The organism is Kitasatospora sp. NPDC001132, assembly GCF_053598415.1.
The window spans coordinates 35,303-54,722 of sequence record NZ_JBSFKF010000012.1 but is presented as its reverse complement, the minus strand read 5'-3'; the positions used below and the strand labels follow the sequence as shown (position 1 = coordinate 54,722).

General features: G+C 73.8%; 16 protein-coding genes. 1 reads left to right on the top strand and 15 read right to left on the bottom strand.

What is annotated here, in order from left to right:
• Positions 1-38 precede the first annotated feature (38 nt).
• The 15 genes from cobT to ACWDBE_RS18310 form a co-directional block, all read right to left on the bottom strand.
• Entirely contained in the window at positions 39-3,986 is a 3,948-nt protein-coding gene (gene cobT, locus ACWDBE_RS18380; RefSeq protein ID WP_449808550.1) for a nicotinate-nucleotide--dimethylbenzimidazole phosphoribosyltransferase, read from the bottom strand.
• Positions 3,987-4,469: 483 nt separating this feature from the next.
• Positions 4,470-5,723, bottom strand: a complete 1,254-nt coding sequence (cbiE, locus tag ACWDBE_RS18375) for a precorrin-6y C5,15-methyltransferase (decarboxylating) subunit CbiE (RefSeq protein ID WP_449789524.1) — start codon at positions 5,721-5,723, stop codon at positions 4,470-4,472.
• A 139-nt stretch (positions 5,724-5,862) separates the two neighbouring features.
• A complete protein-coding gene (locus ACWDBE_RS18370) occupies positions 5,863-6,525 on the bottom strand; it encodes a GNAT family N-acetyltransferase (protein ID WP_449789525.1) in 663 nt (220 codons plus the stop codon).
• Positions 6,526-6,723: 198 nt separating this feature from the next.
• On the bottom strand, positions 6,724-7,548 hold the full coding sequence (locus ACWDBE_RS18365; protein ID WP_392874598.1) for a MetQ/NlpA family ABC transporter substrate-binding protein: 825 nt from the start codon (positions 7,546-7,548) through the stop codon (positions 6,724-6,726).
• Between the two features lie 57 nt (positions 7,549-7,605).
• Complete coding sequence (locus ACWDBE_RS18360; protein WP_449789526.1) at positions 7,606-8,337, bottom strand: methionine ABC transporter permease; 732 nt, start codon at positions 8,335-8,337, stop codon at positions 7,606-7,608.
• Positions 8,334-9,374 carry a methionine ABC transporter ATP-binding protein gene (locus tag ACWDBE_RS18355; RefSeq protein ID WP_449789527.1) on the bottom strand — a complete coding sequence of 347 codons (1,041 nt, stop codon included), beginning with the start codon at positions 9,372-9,374 and terminating at the stop codon, positions 8,334-8,336. Before ACWDBE_RS18355 ends, ACWDBE_RS18360 begins: the two co-directional genes overlap by 4 nt.
• A 545-nt stretch (positions 9,375-9,919) precedes the next feature.
• A complete protein-coding gene (locus ACWDBE_RS18350) occupies positions 9,920-10,420 on the bottom strand; it encodes a GNAT family N-acetyltransferase (RefSeq protein WP_449789528.1) in 501 nt (166 codons plus the stop codon).
• 207 nt (positions 10,421-10,627) lie between these two features.
• Complete coding sequence (locus ACWDBE_RS18345) at positions 10,628-10,885, bottom strand: hypothetical protein (protein ID WP_449789529.1); 258 nt, start codon at positions 10,883-10,885, stop codon at positions 10,628-10,630.
• Positions 10,886-11,013: 128 nt separating this feature from the next.
• A complete protein-coding gene (gene argH / locus ACWDBE_RS18340) occupies positions 11,014-12,438 on the bottom strand; it encodes an argininosuccinate lyase (RefSeq protein WP_392874583.1) in 1,425 nt (474 codons plus the stop codon).
• A 114-nt stretch (positions 12,439-12,552) separates the two neighbouring features.
• The gene (locus ACWDBE_RS18335; RefSeq protein ID WP_360343103.1) at positions 12,553-13,101 is read right to left on the bottom strand and encodes an arginine repressor; all 549 of its coding nucleotides are present in this window, start codon (positions 13,099-13,101) and stop codon (positions 12,553-12,555) included.
• A 23-nt stretch (positions 13,102-13,124) separates the two neighbouring features.
• Positions 13,125-14,357, bottom strand: a complete 1,233-nt coding sequence (locus ACWDBE_RS18330) for an acetylornithine transaminase (RefSeq protein WP_449808549.1) — start codon at positions 14,355-14,357, stop codon at positions 13,125-13,127.
• Positions 14,354-15,229, bottom strand: coding sequence for an acetylglutamate kinase (gene argB, locus ACWDBE_RS18325; RefSeq protein WP_449789567.1), 876 nt, complete (start codon positions 15,227-15,229; stop codon positions 14,354-14,356). The genes ACWDBE_RS18330 and argB overlap by 4 nt, the downstream gene beginning before the upstream one ends.
• Positions 15,230-15,402: 173 nt before the next feature.
• Positions 15,403-16,575, bottom strand: coding sequence for a bifunctional glutamate N-acetyltransferase/amino-acid acetyltransferase ArgJ (gene argJ, locus ACWDBE_RS18320; protein ID WP_449808548.1), 1,173 nt, complete (start codon positions 16,573-16,575; stop codon positions 15,403-15,405).
• Positions 16,572-17,600, bottom strand: coding sequence for an N-acetyl-gamma-glutamyl-phosphate reductase (argC, locus tag ACWDBE_RS18315; protein WP_449808547.1), 1,029 nt, complete (start codon positions 17,598-17,600; stop codon positions 16,572-16,574). Before argC ends, argJ begins: the two co-directional genes overlap by 4 nt.
• A gap of 94 nt (positions 17,601-17,694) precedes the next feature.
• On the bottom strand, positions 17,695-18,906 hold the full coding sequence (locus ACWDBE_RS18310; RefSeq protein ID WP_449808546.1) for a methyltransferase: 1,212 nt from the start codon (positions 18,904-18,906) through the stop codon (positions 17,695-17,697).
• A 79-nt stretch (positions 18,907-18,985) separates the two neighbouring features.
• Between ACWDBE_RS18310 and ACWDBE_RS18305 the strand changes: the two genes are divergently transcribed.
• A complete protein-coding gene (locus tag ACWDBE_RS18305; protein ID WP_392874567.1) occupies positions 18,986-19,390 on the top strand; it encodes a VOC family protein in 405 nt (134 codons plus the stop codon).
• Positions 19,391-19,420: the final 30 nt, after the last annotated feature.

Here is a 19,420-nt window from a genome sequence, read left to right as displayed (position 1 = left end):
CGCCCTCGGGCCGGACCGCGGAGCGGTGACGGGGTGCCTCAGGCCTTCTCGGTGACCCCGGCGGAGTCGAAGGTGGCTACATCGTGCATCGCCCGGGCAGCGCTCTGCACCAGCGGCAGGGCCAGCAGGGCACCGGTGCCCTCGCCGAGCCGCAGGTCCAGGTCGATCAGCGGACGCAGGCCGAGCTTGGCCAGCGCGGCCTGGTGGCCCGGCTCGGCGGAGCGGTGGCCGGCGATGCACGCGGCCAGCACCTCGGGGGCGATGGCCTTGGCGGCCAGCGCGGCCGAACCGGCGATGACGCCGTCCAGGACCACCGGGGTGCGCAGCGAGGCGGCGCCCAGCAGGAAGCCGGCCAGGGCGGCGTGCTCCAAGCCGCCGACGGCGGCGAGGACGCCGACCGGGTCGCTCGGGTCGGGCTGGTGCAGGGCCAGCGCGGCGCGGACGACCTCGATCTTGCGGGCGTGGGTCTCGTCGTCGATGCCGGTGCCGCGACCGGTGACCTCGGCCGGGTCGAGGCCGGTGAACACCGAGATCAGGGCGGCCGAGGCGGTGGTGTTGGCGATCCCCATGTCGCCGGTGATCAGCGCCTTGTTGCCCGCCGCGACCAGGTCGCGGGCGGTCTCGATGCCGACCTCGATGGCCTTGAGGGCCTCCTCGCGGGTCATCGCCGGGCCCTGGGTCATGTCGGCGGTGCCGGGGCGGACCTTGCGCGGCAGCAGACCGGTCGCGCGGCCCTGCTGGACGGCCTCCGGCAGTTCGGCGGCGACGCCGACGTCGACCACGCAGACCTCGGTGCCGATCTGCTTGGCGAAGGAGTTGATCACCGCTCCCCCGGCCAGGAAGTTGGCGACCATCTGGGCGGTCACCTCCTGCGGCCAGGGGCTGACGCCCTGCGCGTGCACGCCGTGGTCGGCCGCGAAGACCGCCACGCAGGCGGGCTCAGGGATCGGCGGCGGGCACTTGCGGGACAGCCCGCACAGCTGGGCGGAGATGATCTCCAGCATGCCGAGCGAGCCGGCCGGCTTGGTCATCCGCTTCTGCCGGTCCCAGGCCTCGCCGAGCGCCTTGGCGTCCAGCGGGCGGATGCCGCGCAGGGTCTCGGCGAGCAGGCTCTGCGGCTCCTCGCCGGGCAGCGCCCGGTTGCCGTACTGCTCCTCGTGGACGACCCAGGACAGCGGACGCTTCTTGGCCCAGCCCTGCTGCTCCAGCTCGGGCTCGTCCGGGAACTCGTCGACGAAGCCGACGCACAGGTAGGCGACGACCTCCAGGTGCTCGGGCAGCCCGAGCTCGCGGACCAGCTCCTCGTCGTCGAAGAAGCTCACCCAGCCGACGCCCAGGCCCTCGGCGCGGGCGGCCAGCCAGAGGTTCTCGACGGCCAGGGCGGCCGAGTACGGGGCCATCTGCGGCTGGGTGTGCCGGCCCAGGGTGTGCCGGCCGCCACGGGTGCGGTCGGCGGTCACCACGATGTTGACCGGGGTGTCGAGGATGGCCTCGATCTTGATTTCCTTGAACTGCTTGGCCCGGCCCTTGGGCAGCGAGTCCGCGTACGCCTCGCGCTGGCGCTCCGCCAGGGCGTGCATCCGCCGGCGGGTCTTCGCCGAGCGGATCACCACGAAGTCCCAGGGCTGCGAGTAGCCGACGCTGGGCGCGGTGTGGGCGGCCTCCAGGACGCGGATCAGCACCTCGTGCGGGATCGGGTCCGGGCGGAAGCCGTTGCGCACGTCGCGGCGCTCGCGGATCACCTGGTGGACGGCCTCGCGGCCGGCCTCGTCGTAGCCGGGGGCGGCCGGGCCGCGCGGCTCGGCAGGCTCCTCGGGCTGCTGCTCCGGCTGCTCCTGCGCCTCCTGCGCCTCCCGCGCTTCCTCGGCGGAGGGCTGCTCCGCGACGGCCTCGACGGCCTCGGACGCCTCGGCGGCCTGCTCCGCGGCGGGCTGCGCGGCCTGCGGCTGCTCGACGGGCTCCGCCGTCGCCTCGGCGGCCTGCTCGCCGACGGGCTCGGCCTCGGCGGGCTGCTCCTGGACGGGCTCCGCGACGGCGGGCTCGGCCTCGACCTCGGCCAGGGCCTGGGCGGGCTCGGCGGCCTGCTCCGCGGGGGTCTCCGCCTCGGGGGCGGCGGCCTGCTGCTCGGCGACCCCCTCGGCGGGTACGGCCTCCTCGGCGGGCGCGGCGGCCTCGGCGGCGGGCTCCTCAGCGGCCTCGGCGGGCTGCGCCGGCTCCGCCTCGGGGGCGGCCTCGGCGGGTGCCTCGGCGGCCGGATCGGCAGCGGTGGCACCGGCGGTGGCGTCGGCCTCCGCAGGCGCCTCCACGGGCGCCTCCGCAGGCGCCTCCACGGGCGCCTCCGCAGGCGCCTCCACGGGCTGCTCCGCGACCGGCTCGGCCGGGACCTCGGCCTGCTGCGGCTGCTCTGCCTCGGCGGCAGCGGGCTCGGCCTCGGCGACGACGGGCTCGGCGGCGGGCTCGGTGACGGCCTGGCCGGAGGGCATCTCGCCGGTGCCCGCGGCGGTCTGCGCGACCGGCCCGGCGGCGGCCTCCGGCGCGGCCTCGGCGGCGGGGGCCTGCTCAGCGGCCTCGACGACCTCGGCGGCTTCCACAGCCGGGGCGGGCTCGGCACCCGCCACGACCTCGGCGCTGGGGGCCTCGGCGGTCTCCACGGCCTGCGGGGCCTCGGCAGCCGCTATGGGCGCGGACTGCTGCGGGACCGCCTCCTGGACGACCGGAGCCTGCTGGGCCGCCTCGACCTTGGGCAGGCCGTGCGGGGTGGGCGCGGCGAGGAAGGCGGAGATCCGGCGCGGCTGACCGGCCGGGGCCACGGCCTCGGGCTGCTCGGCGGGCACGGCAGCGCCCTCGACGGCGGTGCCCTCAGCGGCGACGCCCTCGACGGCGACGGCCTCGGTCACGGGCGCCTCGGCAATCCCGGCCGCCGACTGGCCCTGCTCGGCCACGACGGCCTGCGGCGCGACCGCGACGGCCTCCGCGGCGGTCTCGACGACCGCCACGGTCTCGGCGGCCTGGGCCGCCGTCACGTCCTGCGCGGGCTGGGCCGGGGCGGCCTGGACGGCCTCCGGCAACTCGACGACCTCGATCACCTCGATCGCCCCGACCGTCTCGACGGCCAGCGCGGTCTCGACCGGCGGCGCGGCCAGCGGCACCTGCTGGGCGCCGTGGGCCTGCTGGAAGTCCGGCGTCTGCGGCAGCTGCTGCCCGTCGACGACCGGGATCCCCTGGGCCGCCGGAGCGGCCGGAGCCACCGGGACGGCCTGCGGCACGGCGGCCTGAGCCTGGGCGGCGGCCTCTGCCATCGGCGGACGGCCGACCACCGGGATGCCGTGCGCGGGCGTGCCGCCCTGGGAGGGGCCGCGGTCGGCCAGCGAGCGGACCGGCACCTGGCCGGTCATCAGCGACGGGTCCGGGATAGGCGGACCGGCGTGCAGCGGCCGGCGCGGCTGTTGAGCCTGCGTCTGCGGCTGCACCTGGACGGGCTGCTGCTGGACGGCGTGCTCGGCGCCGAGCACCGGCGGGTCCACCGGCGGCCAGGACGGCTCGACCGGGGTGCCGTCCTGCTGCGGCGCGAGCGGCATCTGATCGGCAGGGACGGCCGCGGCGGGCTCGCCCCAGGAGCCCTGCGGGCCCGGCATCAGCAGCACGTCGTCATCGTCGTCCAGCCCGTCCGGCTGGTCGAGGAAGTGGAAGGCCGGGCGCGGGGCGCCCTGGTCGACGGCCCAGCCCTCGCCCGGGTGACCGGGCTGGGGCACGCCGGGAACGCCGTAGCCGTGCTGGCCCTGCGGCGGGATGGCACCCGTGCCCGGGGGCATCGCACCGGGGACGCCGCCGACCGGGGCCGCCGGGTTGGGGATCACACCGCCGTCCGTCGCGACGCCGTGGAGGGGTGCAACACCCGCGACGCCCTCCGGTCCGCCGAGCGGGTCAGGCCCGGCGTGCAGGTGCTCGGGCAGTCCCTCGCCCGGGACGTGGCCGCCATCGGTCATTGTCAAAGCTCCTTCCAGGCCGCTGCCGCGCCCTCGGCGACACGATCACCGATCGCAGCGCCCATCCGCACGGGCCGAACCAGCACCGACCCGCCCCTAACCACACGCGGCCGCCGCGCCGTGGCGCTGCGGCCCAAGTCCATCCGGCGCGCTGCGGCACCCCGGCCCGGCGCACCGCCCGTACGGGGCGGCACATCGTCTGAAACAACGACAACCCGGAGCAACCGGCACGACCGCACCGGACCCTACGGCATTCTCCAGGTCCGGCACGAGGCCCGTCGAATTGCCCACACTCCGAGCGGAATCGGATTGCACCACGTCAAAAAGGTGACAAACCGACCGAATCGGGTGGGTCGCCGACCGATGCAACCGCCCAGGACGTCACACTACCGGCACCGCGCGGTCACCTCTCGAATCGGTGTCCGGATGCGACCTGGATCACCGTCGACGGCAGTGGACGGCACCGGCGCGCGCCCAGGGCCTTCACACGATCTGCTCACCCCAGAGCACCAGCGCGCCGGTCGTGCCCGCGCCCAGTGCCAGCCCGTCGCCCTCGTCCACCGGCCGCAGCGGGGTCGCCTGGAGCAGCGCGCCGTCCGCCCGGTAGCCCGCCCCGGCGATCGCCCGGCGGACCTCCTCCGCCTCGGCGAGGGTCCGGGGCAGTGCGACGAACCGCTCGGGCCGGCGGGCCAGCACCGCGCGCACCACGTCCAGGCCGCCGGACTCCACCACGGCCGCGTCCGGCTCCGGCAGGCCGCCCAGCACCTCGGGTCCGCTCCCGTACACCGCCTCCACCTCGACGCCGTAGCGGCGGGCGTTGACGGTCAGCCGGGCGCAGGCCGAACGGGACCCCTCGACCGCGACCACCGCGGCACCGAACCGGGCCGCCTCCACGGCGAGGGCGCCGCTGCCGGCCCCGACCGACCAGACCAGGTCCCCGGGACGTGCACCCAGACGGGCCAGCACCAGGGCGCGCACATGGGCGGGGAGTGCCCCGGGCGCGCCCGGCTCGCCTTCCGTGCGCCCGGCGCCCGCGTAGGCGTCACCGGGGAGCGCCCAGCCGCGTTCCACGCCGGGGTAGCCGACCGGGCGCCCGGCGAGCCAGCCGGCCGCCTCGTCCACCGCCGCGGCCTGGGCGCCGCCGATCACCAGCACCACGTTGGGGTCGCGCCAGACGTGGTCGGCGATCCGGTCGGAGGTGAGGACGGTGACGTCCTCCTCGGGGGTGCCGAGGGCCTCGCAGACCACGAAGGTCCGGTGCACCCCGCGCAGCATCAGGGCGAGTTCGGCGGGCCCGGCGCCCGGCGCGGTGAGCACTGCGACCTTGGGGTGGGCCCGGCAGATGTTGGCGGCGCGGCGCAGCCGTCCGCCGTGCACGCTGACCACCTGGGCGTCCTCCCAGGGCATGCCGGCCCGGGCGAACGCGGCGGCCACCGAGGAGACGGCGGGCAGCACCTCCAGTTCGAGGCCGAACTCGGGGCGGCGCAGGGTGCGCACCACTCCGAAGAAGCCCGGGTCGCCCTCGGCGACCACGACGGCGGCGCCGCGGTGCTCGGCGATCCTGCGGGCGGCCTGCCGGACGTTGCCGAGGGTGATCCGCTCGGCGGACTCCGGCACCGGGAGCGCGTTCAGTTGGTAGGGGGCGCCCGCCACCAGGGTCGCCGCGGCCAGGGCCGCGCCGGCGGCCTCGGTCAGCGGTGTGCCGTCCCACCCGATGACCGTGATCCGGTCAGCCATCTGCGGCCGTTCTCCCTCGCCTCGGTGCGCCACTCGATCCGCTGTCGTGCGGTGCCGGTCCAGAGGCTACCGGGTGTGGTACCCCGGAGCCCGACATCTCGCACACATGTCCGCGTCGGGTGAACGGGGGCGGGAACGATCAGTCGCGCAGCACGTAGCGGTGGTCGCCGTGCCAGCCGGCGCGGTGCGCTTCGGGCGACTCCAGGTCCTCCGGGAGCAGGCTCCACAGGATGAGGTCGCTGCGGCTCTCTCCCCCGGCCTGGCGGCCGGGAGGTGCCCCCGCCGCCTCGCCGGACTCCCCCCGGACTATCCAGGCGCTGCGCAGCACGCCCTCGCTGATCCCGCCGACCTTCTGGGCGACCTGCTGGGCGGCGGTGTTCCCGGCGGCGGTGCGCAGCTCCAGGCGCAGGAAGCCGCGGTCCTCGAACAGCCACTGGGCGACGCCGAGGACGGCCTCCGGCGCGTAGCCCTCGCCGCGCGCCCAGACGGCGGTGACGTAGGAGATCTCGGTGCTGCGCAGCCGCCAGTCGGTGTTGCGCAGCTCGACCAGGCCGACCAGGCGCTGGGTCAGGTGCTCGGTGACGGCGAAGACGATGCCGCGTCCGGCGGCCCGGTGGGCGGGGGCGAGGGTGCGGGCGAGCTCGGCCGCGTACGCCTCGGTGAAGGGGTGGGGCAGGTCCGTCCAGGCGAGGACGAGGTCGTCGGCCATCATCGTGGCCAGGCCGGGGGCGTCGTCCTCCGCCAGGGGGCGCAGCAGCAGCCGTTCGGTGCTGATGGCGGTCTCGGGGAAGCTCGCTGCCATGCCGTCTCTCCTCGCCGGGTCGTGAACACAACACCGTACGCCTCCGTCGTGCCCCGGATGCCACGCGGTGCGCCGCCCGCACGACGGTACGTCAGAACGCGGCCGGCCGGAGCGTCCCTGCCGCATACTGCCCGACCGGGCCCCCGCCGAGGTGCGGCGGGGGCCCGGTCGGGATCGGGGCGTGGGGCGGGGTTCGGCTCAGGAGGCCGGGATGACCGAGCCCTGGAAGGTGTCGGCGATGTACTTCTTGACCTCGTCGGAGTGCAGCAGCTCCTCCAGCTTCTTCACCCGCGGGTCGTTCTCCTTGCCCTTCTTGACGACCAGGATGTTGGCGTACGGGTTGTTCTCGGCCTTCTCCAGCACCAGGGCGTCGGTGGTCGGCTTCAGGCCGGCCTGGATCGCGAAGTTGCTGTTGATGACGGCGGCGTCCAGGTCGGAGTAGGAGCGGGGCAGCTGGGCGGCCTCCAGCTCCTTCCACTTGAGGTTCTTCGGGTTGCCCGTGACGTCGGCCGGGGTGGCGGCGGTGCCGGCGCCGTCCTTGAGGGTGATGAGCTTGTTGTCGGCGAGCAGCTTGAGTGCGCGGCCCTCGTTGGTGGCGTCGTTCGGCAGGCCCACGGTGGCGCCGTCCGGCAGGTCGGCGAGCGACTTGACCTTCTTGGAGTAGGCGCCGAGCGGCTCCAGGTGCACGTTCTCGACCGAGACGAGGTCGGTGCCGTTCTTCTTGTTGAAGTCCTCCAGGTACGGCAGGTGCTGGAAGTAGTTGGCGTCGGCCGAACCGTCCTGCACCGCCGTGTTGGGGGTCACGTAGTCGGTGACCTCCTTGATGTCGAGCTTGAGGCCCGCCTTCTCCGCGAGGTTGTCCTTGACGAACTTCAGGATCTGGCCGTGCGGGGTGGGGGTCGCCGCGACCTTGAGCGGCGCGTTCGGGTCCGAGGAGGAGGACCCGGAGCTGCCGCAGGCGGCGAGCGAGAGGGCGACGCCGGCGGTGGCGAGGATGCTGGTGAACTTCAGGGCGTTGCGCACGAAAAGTGCCTTTCTGCGTGGAACGGGGAGCCGCGTCCGGGGTCGGACGAGGGAGGTCTAGGGGGCGACGAGGTCCTCGTCGGCGGGGGCGGCGGGGCGGTTGCGCAGCAGTCGGGTGCGTCCGCCGCCGTGGCCGCGGTTGCCCAGCCGGCGCACGGCGTAGTCGCCGGCCAGCTGGATCACGGTGACGATGACCGCGATCTCCGCCACGATGATCCACATGAAGGTGGTCTCGAACCGCAGGTAGCCGTACCGGTAGGCGAGGTCGCCGAGGCCGCCGCCGCCGACGGTGCCGGCCATCGCGGAGTAGCCGATCAGCGCGATGACCGTGGTGGTGACGGAGGCGACGATGCCGGGGAGGGCCTCGGGGACCAGCACCTTGCGGACCAGGGTCCAGGTGCCGCCGCCCATCGCGTGGACGGCCTCGACCAGGCCGCGGTCGACCTCACGGACGGAGGTCTCGACCAGCCGGGCGAAGAACGGGATCGCGCCGACGGTCAGCGGCACGGTGGCCGCCTGCCAGCCGAGGGAGTTGCCGGTCAGCCAGCGGGTGAAGGAGATCAGCGCGATCATCAGGATGATGAACGGCATCGAGCGCGTGAGGTTCACGACCGCGCCGAGCACCTTGTTCACCGGCTGGTTCTGGAGCACCCCGCCCTTGGAGGTGAGCACCAGCAGGATGCCGAGGGGCAGTCCGAGGAGGACGGTGCAGACGGTCGACACGCCGACCATCTGGAAGGTCTCCAGGGTGGCGGGCCACATCAGCTCCTGCATCTGGTCCCAGGTCATGCCACCGCTCCGTTCGTCACACCGACGCCGTCCGAGTCGAGGACGGCCACCTGCAGGCCCTGCTCGCGCAGGTAGCCGATCGGCACCACGTTGTCCTGGTGGCTGCCGGGAAGCTCGACCCGCATCCGGCCGACCGTCCGGCCGGCGATGGTCTCCACCGCGGCGCCGAGGATGTTGATGTCGATCTGGTAGGTGCGGGCGAGCTGGGAGACGAACGGCTGGGCCGAGCTGTCGCCCTGGAAGGTGATCTCCAGCACGGTGGAGGCGGGGCGGCCGGTGCCGAACTCGCCGAGCGGGAACAGCTCGCGGGCCAGCTCCGAGCCGGGCTGGGCCAGCAGGTCGGTGAGCTCGCCGGACTCGACCACCCGGCCGCCGCGCATCAGGGCGGCGGAGTCGCAGACGGACTTGATGACGTCCATCTCGTGGGTGATCAGCAGGACGGTGAGGCCCAGCTGCTGGTTGAGGTCGCGCAGCAGCTTGAGGATCGAACGGGTGGTCTCCGGGTCGAGCGCCGAGGTGGCCTCGTCGGAGAGCAGCACCTTGGGGTCGCCGGCCAGCGCCCGGGCGATGCCGACGCGCTGCTTCTGGCCGCCGGAGAGCTGGTGCGGGTAGCTGCGGGCCTTGTCGCCGAGGCCGACCAGGTCGAGCAGTTCGGCGGCCTTGCGGCGGCGCTCGGTGCGGTCCAGTCCGACGATCTCCAGCGGGAGTTCGACGTTCTGCTGCACGGTCCGCGAGGAGAGCAGGTTGAAGTGCTGGAAGACCATGCCGATCCGGCGGCGGGCCTCGCGCAGTTCCCTGCCGGCCCGGTTCTCGCCGCCGGACAGTGCGGTGAGCTCGAGCCCGTCCACGGTGACCGTGCCGGAGGTCGGGCGCTCCAGCATGTTCACGCAGCGGATGAGGGTGGACTTGCCGGCACCGCTGGTGCCGACGACTCCGTAGACCTCGCCCGGGCGGACGTGCAGGTCGACGCCGGCGAGGGCGGTCACCTCGCGGCCTCGGGAACGGTAGACCTTCGTCAGGTCCGTGGTGGTGATCACAGCGGCTTTCCGTGGGTCGGGGGCGGGCGGCGTGGATCGACCGTCCGACCGGCGTGCGGTCGACGGCGTCACGGCGTTGCGCCGGGGGGATCCGGACTCGACTCCCTCGGTCGTGGCCGCGGCAGGGCCGGGCCGCGCGACGGCGTGGCCCTGACGAGTCACCCGGCCCGCGGGTGGGCGGGCACGGCCGAGGGAGGGGTCCGGGAGGAGCGGCGCGCTCGCACGGGCGGGAGCGGCGCCGGAGTCTCGCTTCGGGGCGCGAGGGAGGGGCACCTTCAGCAGGCGCCGGGGGCGATGGCCCTCAGCAGTGACACATTCGACGACACATGGCACGCTCACCTGCCGGCAGGGTGCCGGTGGGGGTCCAGTTCGTCGTCGCAGTCATGTGAGCCAGTAAAACAGATGGGTCGAATTCCGCCCAATCTTTTGGCCGAGCTGTCCGCAATGCGGACATGCAACGCCTTGACCAGCGGAGACATGGCTCGGCGCCGCCACCGGTGGTCCGGATGGTGGCGGCGCCGGGAGGCGTGCGCGGGGCGGCGGGCTCAGGCCGTCGCGGCGAGCGCGGTCGTGGCGGGCTTCTCCAGGTGGACGAAGCTCAGCCGGCTGTTGACCTGCTCGACCTCGGTCTGCCGGTACCCCTGTCGAGCGTACAGCCGCAGGTTGCCGAGGCTGCGGTGGCCGGTGACCAGCCGGTAGGCGCTCACCGGGCCGTCCTGGGCGATGCGGCGCTCCAGCGCGTCCAGCAGGCGGCCACCGAGGCCGTGGCGCTGCATCCGCGGGTGGACGACCAGGCGTCCTATCCGGGCGACACCGTCGGCGCCGACCCGGCCGCGGACGGTGCCGACCACCTCGTCGCCCAGCCGGGCCACCAGGAAGTGCTGCTCGGACAGTTCGGCGCGCAGGCTCTCCAGGCTCTGCGTCAGGGGCTCGATCGCCCAGTCGCCGTACAGCTCGGCCTCGGGCTGGTAGCCGAGGTACTGGAGCTTGAGGATCTGCTCCGCGTCGTCGGCCTCGGCAGCCGAGATGATCACGCTCATGCCCATGTGGAGGGGCCTCCCCAGTCGTCGTGCCCGGCGCGCAGAGGGTGGCGCGCGCTCACGCTCAGTATCCGAGCGATCGCGCCACCGTCAAGAGCTGCGTTCGCCAGCGCTCTACCCGGGTGTCAGCTCCGCTCAACCTTCGCGGGGGCGGACGTGAGGAGGGTCACCTGCCGGGCCGGGTGCGCCGCGCCCGGTCGTACGGGCCCGCGCTCAGGGGTACCGCTCCGCGTGGAGCAGCATCCGCAGGCAGGCCAGACAGCGGGAACGGGTGGGGCCGATCGAGCCGCGCGGCATGTCGAGCCGCTCGGAGAGCTCACGGTAGGTGGGCGGCGGATCCTCGGCGAGCGCGGCGATCAGCTGCGGGCAGCGGCCGGGCAGGGCGGCGACGGTCTCGCGGACCACGCGGCGGCGGTGTTCGGCGAGGTAGACGTCCTCGGCGGAGGGGGCGGGTGGAAGGGCGGTGCACACACCGTGCATGACGGTCCGGGACGGGGCCGGTTACGCCCGGGCCGAGGCGCGGACGCCGGAGGGGCGCGCCGGTCCGACCGCCGCGCCCCTCCCCCGTCGCGCCGGGGATCAGCCCCCCGGGTCGGGGCTCAGCCCCGCGACCACTCCTGCTGCCGCGCCAGGTCCGCCTTCACCTCGGCGAGCTGGACCGCGACCGCCGAGGGGGCGGTTCCGCCGCGCCCGCTGCGGGCGGCGATGGCTCCGTGGACGTTGAGCACCGAGCGCACCTCGGGCGTCAGGTGCTCCGAGATCGCGGCGAACTGCTCGTCCGTCAGGTCGGACAGCTCGATGCCCTCGGCCTCGCAGACCTTGACGCAGGCACCGGCCACCTCGTGCGCGACCCGGAACGGCACGCCCTGCTTGACCAGCCACTCGGCGATGTCGGTGGCGAGCGAGAAGCCGGCCGGGGCCAGCTCCTCGAGCCGCTCCCTGTGCACGGTGAGGGTGGCCATCATCCCGGTGAACGCGGGCAGCAGCACCTCCAGCGTGTCGCAGGAGTCGAAGACCGGCTCCTTGTCCTCCTGGAGGTCCCGGTTGTAGGCGAGCGGCAGCGCCTTGAGGGTGGCCAGCAGGCCGGTCAGGTTGCCGATCAGCCGGCCGGACTTGCCGCGGGCGAGCTCGGCGATGTCCGGGTTCTTCTTCTGCGGCATGATCGAGGAGCCGGTGGAGAAGGCGTCGTGCAGCGTGATGAAGCCGAACTCCTTGGTGTTCCAGATGATCACCTCCTCCGCGATCCGGGAGAGGTTGACGCCGATCATCGCGGTCACGAAGGCGAACTCGGCGACGAAGTCGCGCGAGGCGGTGCCGTCGATGGAGTTGCCGACCGAGCCGCCCTCGAAGCCGAGGTCGGCGGCGACGGCCTGCGGGTCGAGGCCGAGCGAGGAGCCGGCCAGCGCGCCGGAGCCGTACGGCGAGACGGCGGTGCGGGCGTCCCACTGGCGCAGCCGCTCGGCGTCCCGGCCGAGGGCCTGCACGTGCGCGAGGACGTGGTGGGCGAAGAGCACCGGCTGGGCGTGCTGGAGGTGGGTGCGGCCCGGCATCGCGGTGTCCGGGTGCGCCTCGGCGAGGCCGACCAGGGCCTGCTGGAGGTCGAGCAGCAGGCCGCCGATGGTCTTCGCGTGGTCCCGCAGGTACATCCGGAACAGGGTGGCGATCTGGTCGTTGCGCGAGCGCCCGGCGCGCAGCTTGCCGCCGAGGTCGGGGCCGAGGCGCTCCAGCAGGCCGCGCTCCAGGGCGGTGTGCACGTCCTCGTCGGCGACGGTGCCGGTGAAGGTGCCCGCCTCGACGTCGGCGAGCAGCTGGTCCAGCCCGGCCAGCATGCCGGCCAGCTCCTCGTCGGAGAGCAGGCCTGCCTTGTGCAGGACCCGGGCGTGGGCCTTGGAGCCGGCGATGTCGTACGGCGCGAGGCGCCAGTCGAAGTGGACCGAGGCCGAGAGCCTGGCCAGCGCCTCGGACGGGCCGTCGGCGAAGCGCGCGCCCCAGAGGCGGACGTCGGAGGACTGCTCGGCGGTCATCGCTTGGCTCCTTCATGCATGTGCAGCGGATGGCATAAGTATGCACGACGCCGTATGAAAAACAAACCCCGGCCGGACGGTCTCCGTCGGGCCGGGGTTCTTCGGGTCGGAACGCTACTGCGCCTTCGCCTGGGCGAGTTGCATGAGGTGGTCGGCGAGCGCCTGGCCGCCGGCCGGGTCCCGGCTGATCAGCAGCACGGTGTCGTCGCCGGCGATGGTGCCGATGATCTCGAACACCTCGGCCTGGTCGATCGCCGAGGCCAGGAACTGGGCGGCGCCCGGCGGGGTGCGCAGCACCACCAGGTTGCCGGAGGCCGTCGCGGAGACCATGAGCTCGCCGGCCAGCCGGGCCATCCGGCCCTCGCTGGCCGACTCCCCCATCGGCGCGCGCGGCGTGCGGTCGCCGCCCTCGGCCGGGACGGCGTAGATCAGCGCGCCGTCCCGGTTGCGGATCTTGACCGCGCCCAGCTCGTCCAGGTCCCGGGAGAGGGTGGCCTGGGTGACCACGAGTCCGTCGTCGGCGAGCAGCTTGGCGAGCTGGCTCTGCGAACGCACGGGCTGGCGGGTGAGCAGGTCCACGATCCGCCGGTGGCGCGCGGTGCGGGTCTGCGGGACCTGCGGCGTCGGGCCGGTGGCGGACGGGCCGGAGTGGGAAGCGGTCATGTGATTATTCTCCCGGACAACGGTCAGCTCGCATCGGCCGGGGCGCTCTCTCGCACCGTCCGGAGGATGCCCGGCAGCGCGGCCAGGAAGGCGTCCGCCTCCTGCTCGGTCAGCACCAGCGGCGGGGCCAGCCGGACGGCGTCCGGGACGGCCGCGTTGACCAGGAAGCCCGCCTCCTGGGCGACGGCCTGGACCTTGGCCGAGACCGGCTCGGTGAGCACGATGCCGAGCAGCAGGCCCGCCCCGCGCACGTGCGAGACCAGCGGGTCGCCGAGCGCCTCGACGCCGTCGCGAAGCCGCTCGCCGAGCTTGCGGACGTGCTCCAGCAGGCCCTCGGACTCGATGGTGTCCAGCACCGCCAGCCCGGCCGCGGCGGCCACCGGGTTGCCGCCGAAGGTGGTGCCGTGCTGGCCCGGGGTGAGCAGCTCGGCGGCCGGCCCGAAGGCCAGCACCGCGCCCATCGGCAGGCCGCCGCCGAGCGCCTTGGCCAGGGTGACCACGTCAGGCTCCACGTCCTCGTACGCCTGGTGGGCGAACCAGTGGCCGGTGCGGCCGACGCCGGTCTGGATCTCGTCCAGGACCAGCAGGGTGCCGGTGGCCCGGGTGATCTCGCGGGCGGCCTTCAGGTAGCCGTCCGGCAGCGGGATCGCGCCGTTCTCGCCCTGGACCGGCTCCAGGAAGACGGCCGCGGTCTCGGTGGTGACGGCCGCTCGCAGCGCCTCGACGTCACCGAACGGGACGTGGGTGACGTCGCCGGGCAGCGGGCGGAACGGGTCCTGCTTGGCGGGCTGGCCGGTGAGCGCGAGGGCGCCCATGGTGCGGCCGTGGAAGGCGCCCTGGAGGGCGACCAGGTGGGTGCGGCCGGTCCGCCGGCTGATCTTGAAGGCCGCCTCGTTGGCCTCGGCGCCCGAGTTGCAGAAGAACACCCGGCCGCCGGGGCGGCCGTCCAGCTCCAGCAGCCGCTCGGCGAGGGCGATGGTGGGCTCGGCCATGAAGAGGTTGGAGACGTGGCCGAGGGTGGCGATCTGCCTGCTCACCGCCTCGACGACGGCCGGATGGGCGGTGCCCAGGGCGTTGACGGCGATGCCGCCGAGCAGGTCGGTGTACTCCTTGCCGTCGGCGTCCCAGAGCTTGCTGCCCTCGCCGCGCACCAGTGGGATGCGGGGGGTGCCGTAGTTGTCGGTGAAGGAGTGCTGCCACCGCTCGGTGAACTGCTCGTTGTGGGTCGCTCCGGTGCCGCCGGTCGTGCCGGTCATGCCAGTCCCCCGATCACGGTCGTCTCGTCGTCCGGCACGACCATCGTGCCGATGCCCTCGTCGGTGAAGATCTCCAGCAGCAGGCTGTGCTGGACCCGGCCGTCCAGCACGCGGGCGGTGCCCACGCCGGAGCGGACGGCCCGCAGACAGCCCTCCATCTTGGGGAGCATGCCGCTGGCCAGGTCGGGCAGCAGCTCCTCCAGCTCGGTCGCGGTGAGCTGGCTGATCACGTCGTCGGAGTTCGGCCAGTCCTTGTAGAGGCCCTCGACGTCGGTGAGGACGACGAGCATCTCGGCGCCGAGCGCGACCGCGAGCGCGGAGGCGGCGGTGTCCGCGTTGATGTTGTAGACGTGGCCGTCGGCGCTGCGGGCGATCGAGGAGATGACCGGGATCCGTCCGTCGGCGATCATCGCCTTCACCGCGCCGGCCTCGATGTTGACGATGTCGCCGACCAGGCCGATGTCGACCTGCTCGCCGTCCACCACCGCGTAGCGCTTGACCGCCGTCATGGTGTGGGCGTCCTCGCCGGTCATGCCGACGGCGAACGGGCCGTGCTCGTTGAGCAGGCCGACCAGCTCGCGCTGCACCTGGCCGGCCAGCACCATCCGGACCACGTCCATGGTCTCCGGGGTGGTGACCCGCAGGCCGTTGGTGAAGCTCGACTCCAGCCCCAGCCGGTCGAGTTGGGCGCTGATCTGGGGGCCGCCGCCGTGCACCACGACGGGGTGCAGACCGGCGTAGCGGAGGAAGACGACGTCCTGGGCGAAGGCGGCCTTGAGGCCTTCGTCCACCATGGCGTTGCCGCCGAACTTGATCACGACGGTCTTGCCGTGGAAGCGCTCCAGCCACGGGAGCGCCTCGATCAGCGTCATGGCCTTGGGCAACGCGGTGTTGTTGCGGGCCTGTTCGCCCTTGGGTGCGATCTGCACGGGTTTCCCTCGTCGATGGGGGTCCCCCCGGCCGGAGGCTGGGGGAGGATGTCGCGGATCGGGTGTCGCGGCCCGGGGTGTCGCGGCTCAGGGTGTCGCGGACGAAGTGACGCCGGTCAGGTCGAGTAGGCGCTGTTCTCGTGAACGTAGTCGGCCGTCAGGTCGTTGGTCCACAGCGTGGCGCCCGCCGGGCCGGCGTTGAGGTTCGCCGTGATGACGACCTCGCGGCCCTTCATGTCCACCAGGTCGCGGTCCTCGCCGACGCCGCCGGACTTGCACACCCAGACGCCGTTGATGGCGACGTCCAGTTCGTTCGGGTCGAAGGCGGCGGAGGTGGTGCCGATCGCGGCCAGCACCCGGCCCCAGTTGGGGTCCTCGCCGTGGATGGCGCACTTGAGCAGGTTGTTGCGGCTGATCGTCCGGGCGACCTCGACCGCCTCGTCCTCGGTGGCGGCGCCGGTGACGTCGATCCGGATCTCCTTGCTCGCGCCCTCGGCGTCGCCGATCAGCTGACGGGCCAGGTCGGCGCTGACCGTGCGGACGGCCTCGGCGAACTCGGCCTGCTCCGGGGTGACGCCGGAGGCGGCGGAGGCGAGCAGCAGCACGGTGTCGTTGGTCGACGTGCAGCCGTCGGAGTCGATCCGGTCGAAGGTGGTGCGGGTGGCGCCGCGCAGCGCGGTGTCCAGGGCGGCGCCGTCCAGGTCGGCGTCGGTGGTGAGGACGACCAGCATGGTGGCGAGGCTCGGGGCGAGCATGCCCGCGCCCTTGGCCATGCCGCCGACCGTCCAGCCGGCCGGGCTGGTGTACTGGGCGGTCTTGTGCACCGTGTCGGTGGTCTTGATGGCGATCGCGGCGGCCTCGCCGCCGTCCTCGGCGAGTTCGCCGGCGGCGAGCGCGACCCCGGGGAGCAGGATGTCCATCGGCAGCCGTACGCCGATCAGGCCGGTGGAGGCCACGGCGACCTCGCCCGCGTTCAGGCCCAGCTCGGCGGCGACCTTCTCCGCGGTGGCATGGGTGTCCTGGAAGCCGAGCGGGCCGGTGCAGGCGTTGGCGCCGCCGGAGTTGAGGACGACGGCGGAGACCCGGCCGCCCTTGAGGACCTGCTCGGACCAGAGCACTGGTGCCGCCTTGACCCGGTTGGCGGTGAAGACGCCGGCCGCGGCGAGCGAAGGGCCGTCGTTGACCACCAGGGCGAGGTCGGGGGTGCCGGAGGCCTTGATGCCCGCGGTCACGCCGGCGGCCCGGAAGCCCTTGGCGGCGGTCACTCCGACGTTCGTGCTCTTGCTCACGGTGCGACTCCGTTCACGGGAAGACCGAGCTCCTCGGGCAGACCGAGGGCGATGTTCATGCTCTGCACCGCGCCGCCGGCGGTGCCCTTGACCAGGTTGTCGATCGCGCTGATCGCGATGATCCGCCCGGCGGCGGCGTCCAGGGCGACCTGGACCAGGGCGGTGTTGGCGCCGTAGACGCTGCTGGTCTGCGGCCACTGCCCCTCGGGCAGCAGGTGGACGAAGGGCTCGTCCGCGAAGGCCTCGGTGTACGCGGTGCGCAGGCTCTGCGCCGTCACCCCGGGCCTGGCCTTGGCCGAGCAGGTGGCGAGGATGCCGCGCGGCATCGGGACGAGGGTGGGGGTGAAGGAGACGGTGACCGGCTCGCCCGCCAGCGGGGAGAGGTTCTGGGCCATCTCCGGGGTGTGCCGGTGGACGCCACCGACGCCGTACGGGCTGACGCTGCCCATCACCTCGCTGCCCAGCAGGTGCGGCTTGGCGGCCTTGCCGGCGCCGGAGGTGCCGGAGGCGGCGACCACCACGGCCTCCGGTTCGGCGAGCTGCGCGGCGTACGCGGGGAACAGCGCGAGAGAGACGGCCGTCGGGTAGCAGCCGGGTACGGCGATCCGGTTGCTGCCCGCCAACGCGGCGCGGTGGCCGGGGAGTTCGGGCAGGCCGTAGGGCCAGGTGCCGGCGTGTGCGGAACCGTAGAACTGCTCCCAGTCGGTGGCGGCCTTGAGCCGGAAGTCGGCGCCGCAGTCGATCACCAGGACGTTCGGGCCGAGCTCCTCGGCGACGGCCGCGGACTGACCGTGCGGCAGGGCCAGGAACACCACGTCGTGGTCGGCCAGCACCTTGGAGGTGGTGGCCTCGAGGACGCGGTCGGCGAGCGGGAGGAGGTGCGGCTGGAGCGTGCCCAGTCTGGTGCCCGCGTTCGAGCCGCCGGTCAGCGCCCCGATCTCCACCTCCGGATGGCCGAGCAGCAGGCGCAGCACCTCGCCGCCCGCGTAACCGCTCGCGCCGGCGACGGCGACTCGCAATGCCATGGCGTTCCTCCTTCGTCTTGGCATGAATATACGCGCGGTGGAAAATTCATGCAAGGAGTTCGCGCCGGACCCCCGCCGGGGCGGGGCGGCGGGGTCAGCGCTTCACGGCTCGCAGCACCACGAACTTGGGGTTCCCGGCGACGAGTTGGCAGTTGCCGAAGAGGCGGCGCAGCTTGACGTGGTAACCGAGGTGGCGGTTGCCGACCACCCAGAGCTCCCCGCCGGGCCGCAGCGCCCGCTTGGCGCCGGTGAACATCCGCCAGGCGGTGGCGTCGGTGGTGGCCTGGTGGGAGTGGAACGGCGGGTTGTTGAGCACCAGGTCCACCGAGCCGGGCGCCACCGCGTCCGCGGCCAGGGCGTCGGCCGTCAGGAACTCGGCCGCGGCGTCCGGGCCCAGGTTGGTGCGGAAGGTCTCCTCGGCGGAGGCCACCGCCTGGTACGACTCGTCCACGAACACCAGCTCCGCGCCGGGCCCGGCCAGCGCGGCGGCCGTACCGACCACGCCGTTGCCGCAGCCGAGGTCCACCACGCGGGCGCCCGGGGCGGGGACGGGCAGGTGGGCGAGGAGGAAGCGGGTGCCGATGTCCAGCCGATCGGCGCAGAAGGTGCCCGCGTGGTTGACGACGGTACGGCCGGAGACGGGGCCGATGTCCGGGGGCAGCGCGTAGCGGTGCGGCCACGGGTTGGGGCCGGGGTCGAGCGCCCGGTCGGGGGCGCAGAAGATCAGCCGGGCCTTGCGGGCGGCCAGCGAGGTGCGGGTCGGGCCGAGGATCCGCTCGAAGAGCCGGAGCGTCGAGGTGTGGATCTCGGTGACCATGCCGGTGCCGATCACCACCGTGTCCTCGTGGAGGGCGGGGGCGAGCCGGTGCAGCTGGTCCTCCAGCAGGGCCAGGCTCTTGGGGACGCGCACCAGCAGCACGTCGATCCGCTCCGGCGGGGTGTCCCGGGTGGTGAGCAGCCGGGACTCCTCGACGACGGCGCCCACCCTGGCCAGGTTGGCCAGGGTGGCCCGGCGGCCGAGGTGGGAATCGGTGATCTGGAACGGTCGGTAGTCGGCGAGCGCGGTGGTCAGCGCGCCCCAGCGGTCGCCGAGGACGGCGACCGTGCGGTCGGCCAGCCCGGTCGCGGCGCCGGCCGCGCTGTCCGCCTTGCCCGCGAGGTGGCGCAGCAGGTACTCGTCGGCGGCGTCCCAGGCCCGCAGCCGCTCGCGCGGATCCTCGGGGAAGCGGGTGAGTTCGAAGGTGCCCCACGGGGTGGCGAAGGCGGTGTCCGGCGGGGTCGCGGCGGGCGTGGTCTGGGGATTCATCGTGTTCTCAGGCTATCCGACCTCCCGGCGGCGGTTACGGACGGATACTGGAAGGGCCCGGCCGAGAGGGGTGAGGGTGATGGAGTGGAAACTCGAAGTCGTGGTGGTCCCGGTGTCCGACGTGGACCGCTCGAAGCTCTTCTACGAGGAGCAGGCCGGGTTCACCGTCAACCACGACACCCTGCTCCGGGACGGGGTCCGGGTGGTCCAGCTGACGCCCCCCGGCTCGCCCTGCTCGATCGTGGTGGGCGAGGGGGTGATCGACTCGCCGCCCGGCTCGGTCAAGGGGCTCCAGCTGGTGGTGCCCGACATCGAGCGGGCGCACGCCGAGCTGCAGGCCAGGGGCGTGCAGGTCAGCCCGGTCCAGCACTTCGTGGCGGGGGGCCGGGTCGACGGGCACGGCGAGGCCTGGAACAACTTCGTGTTCTTCAACGACCCGGACGGGAACGGCTGGGCGGTGCAGGAGGCGCCGCGCGCCGCGTAGGGCGGACCGGCCCCCGGCCTTGGGTAGGCT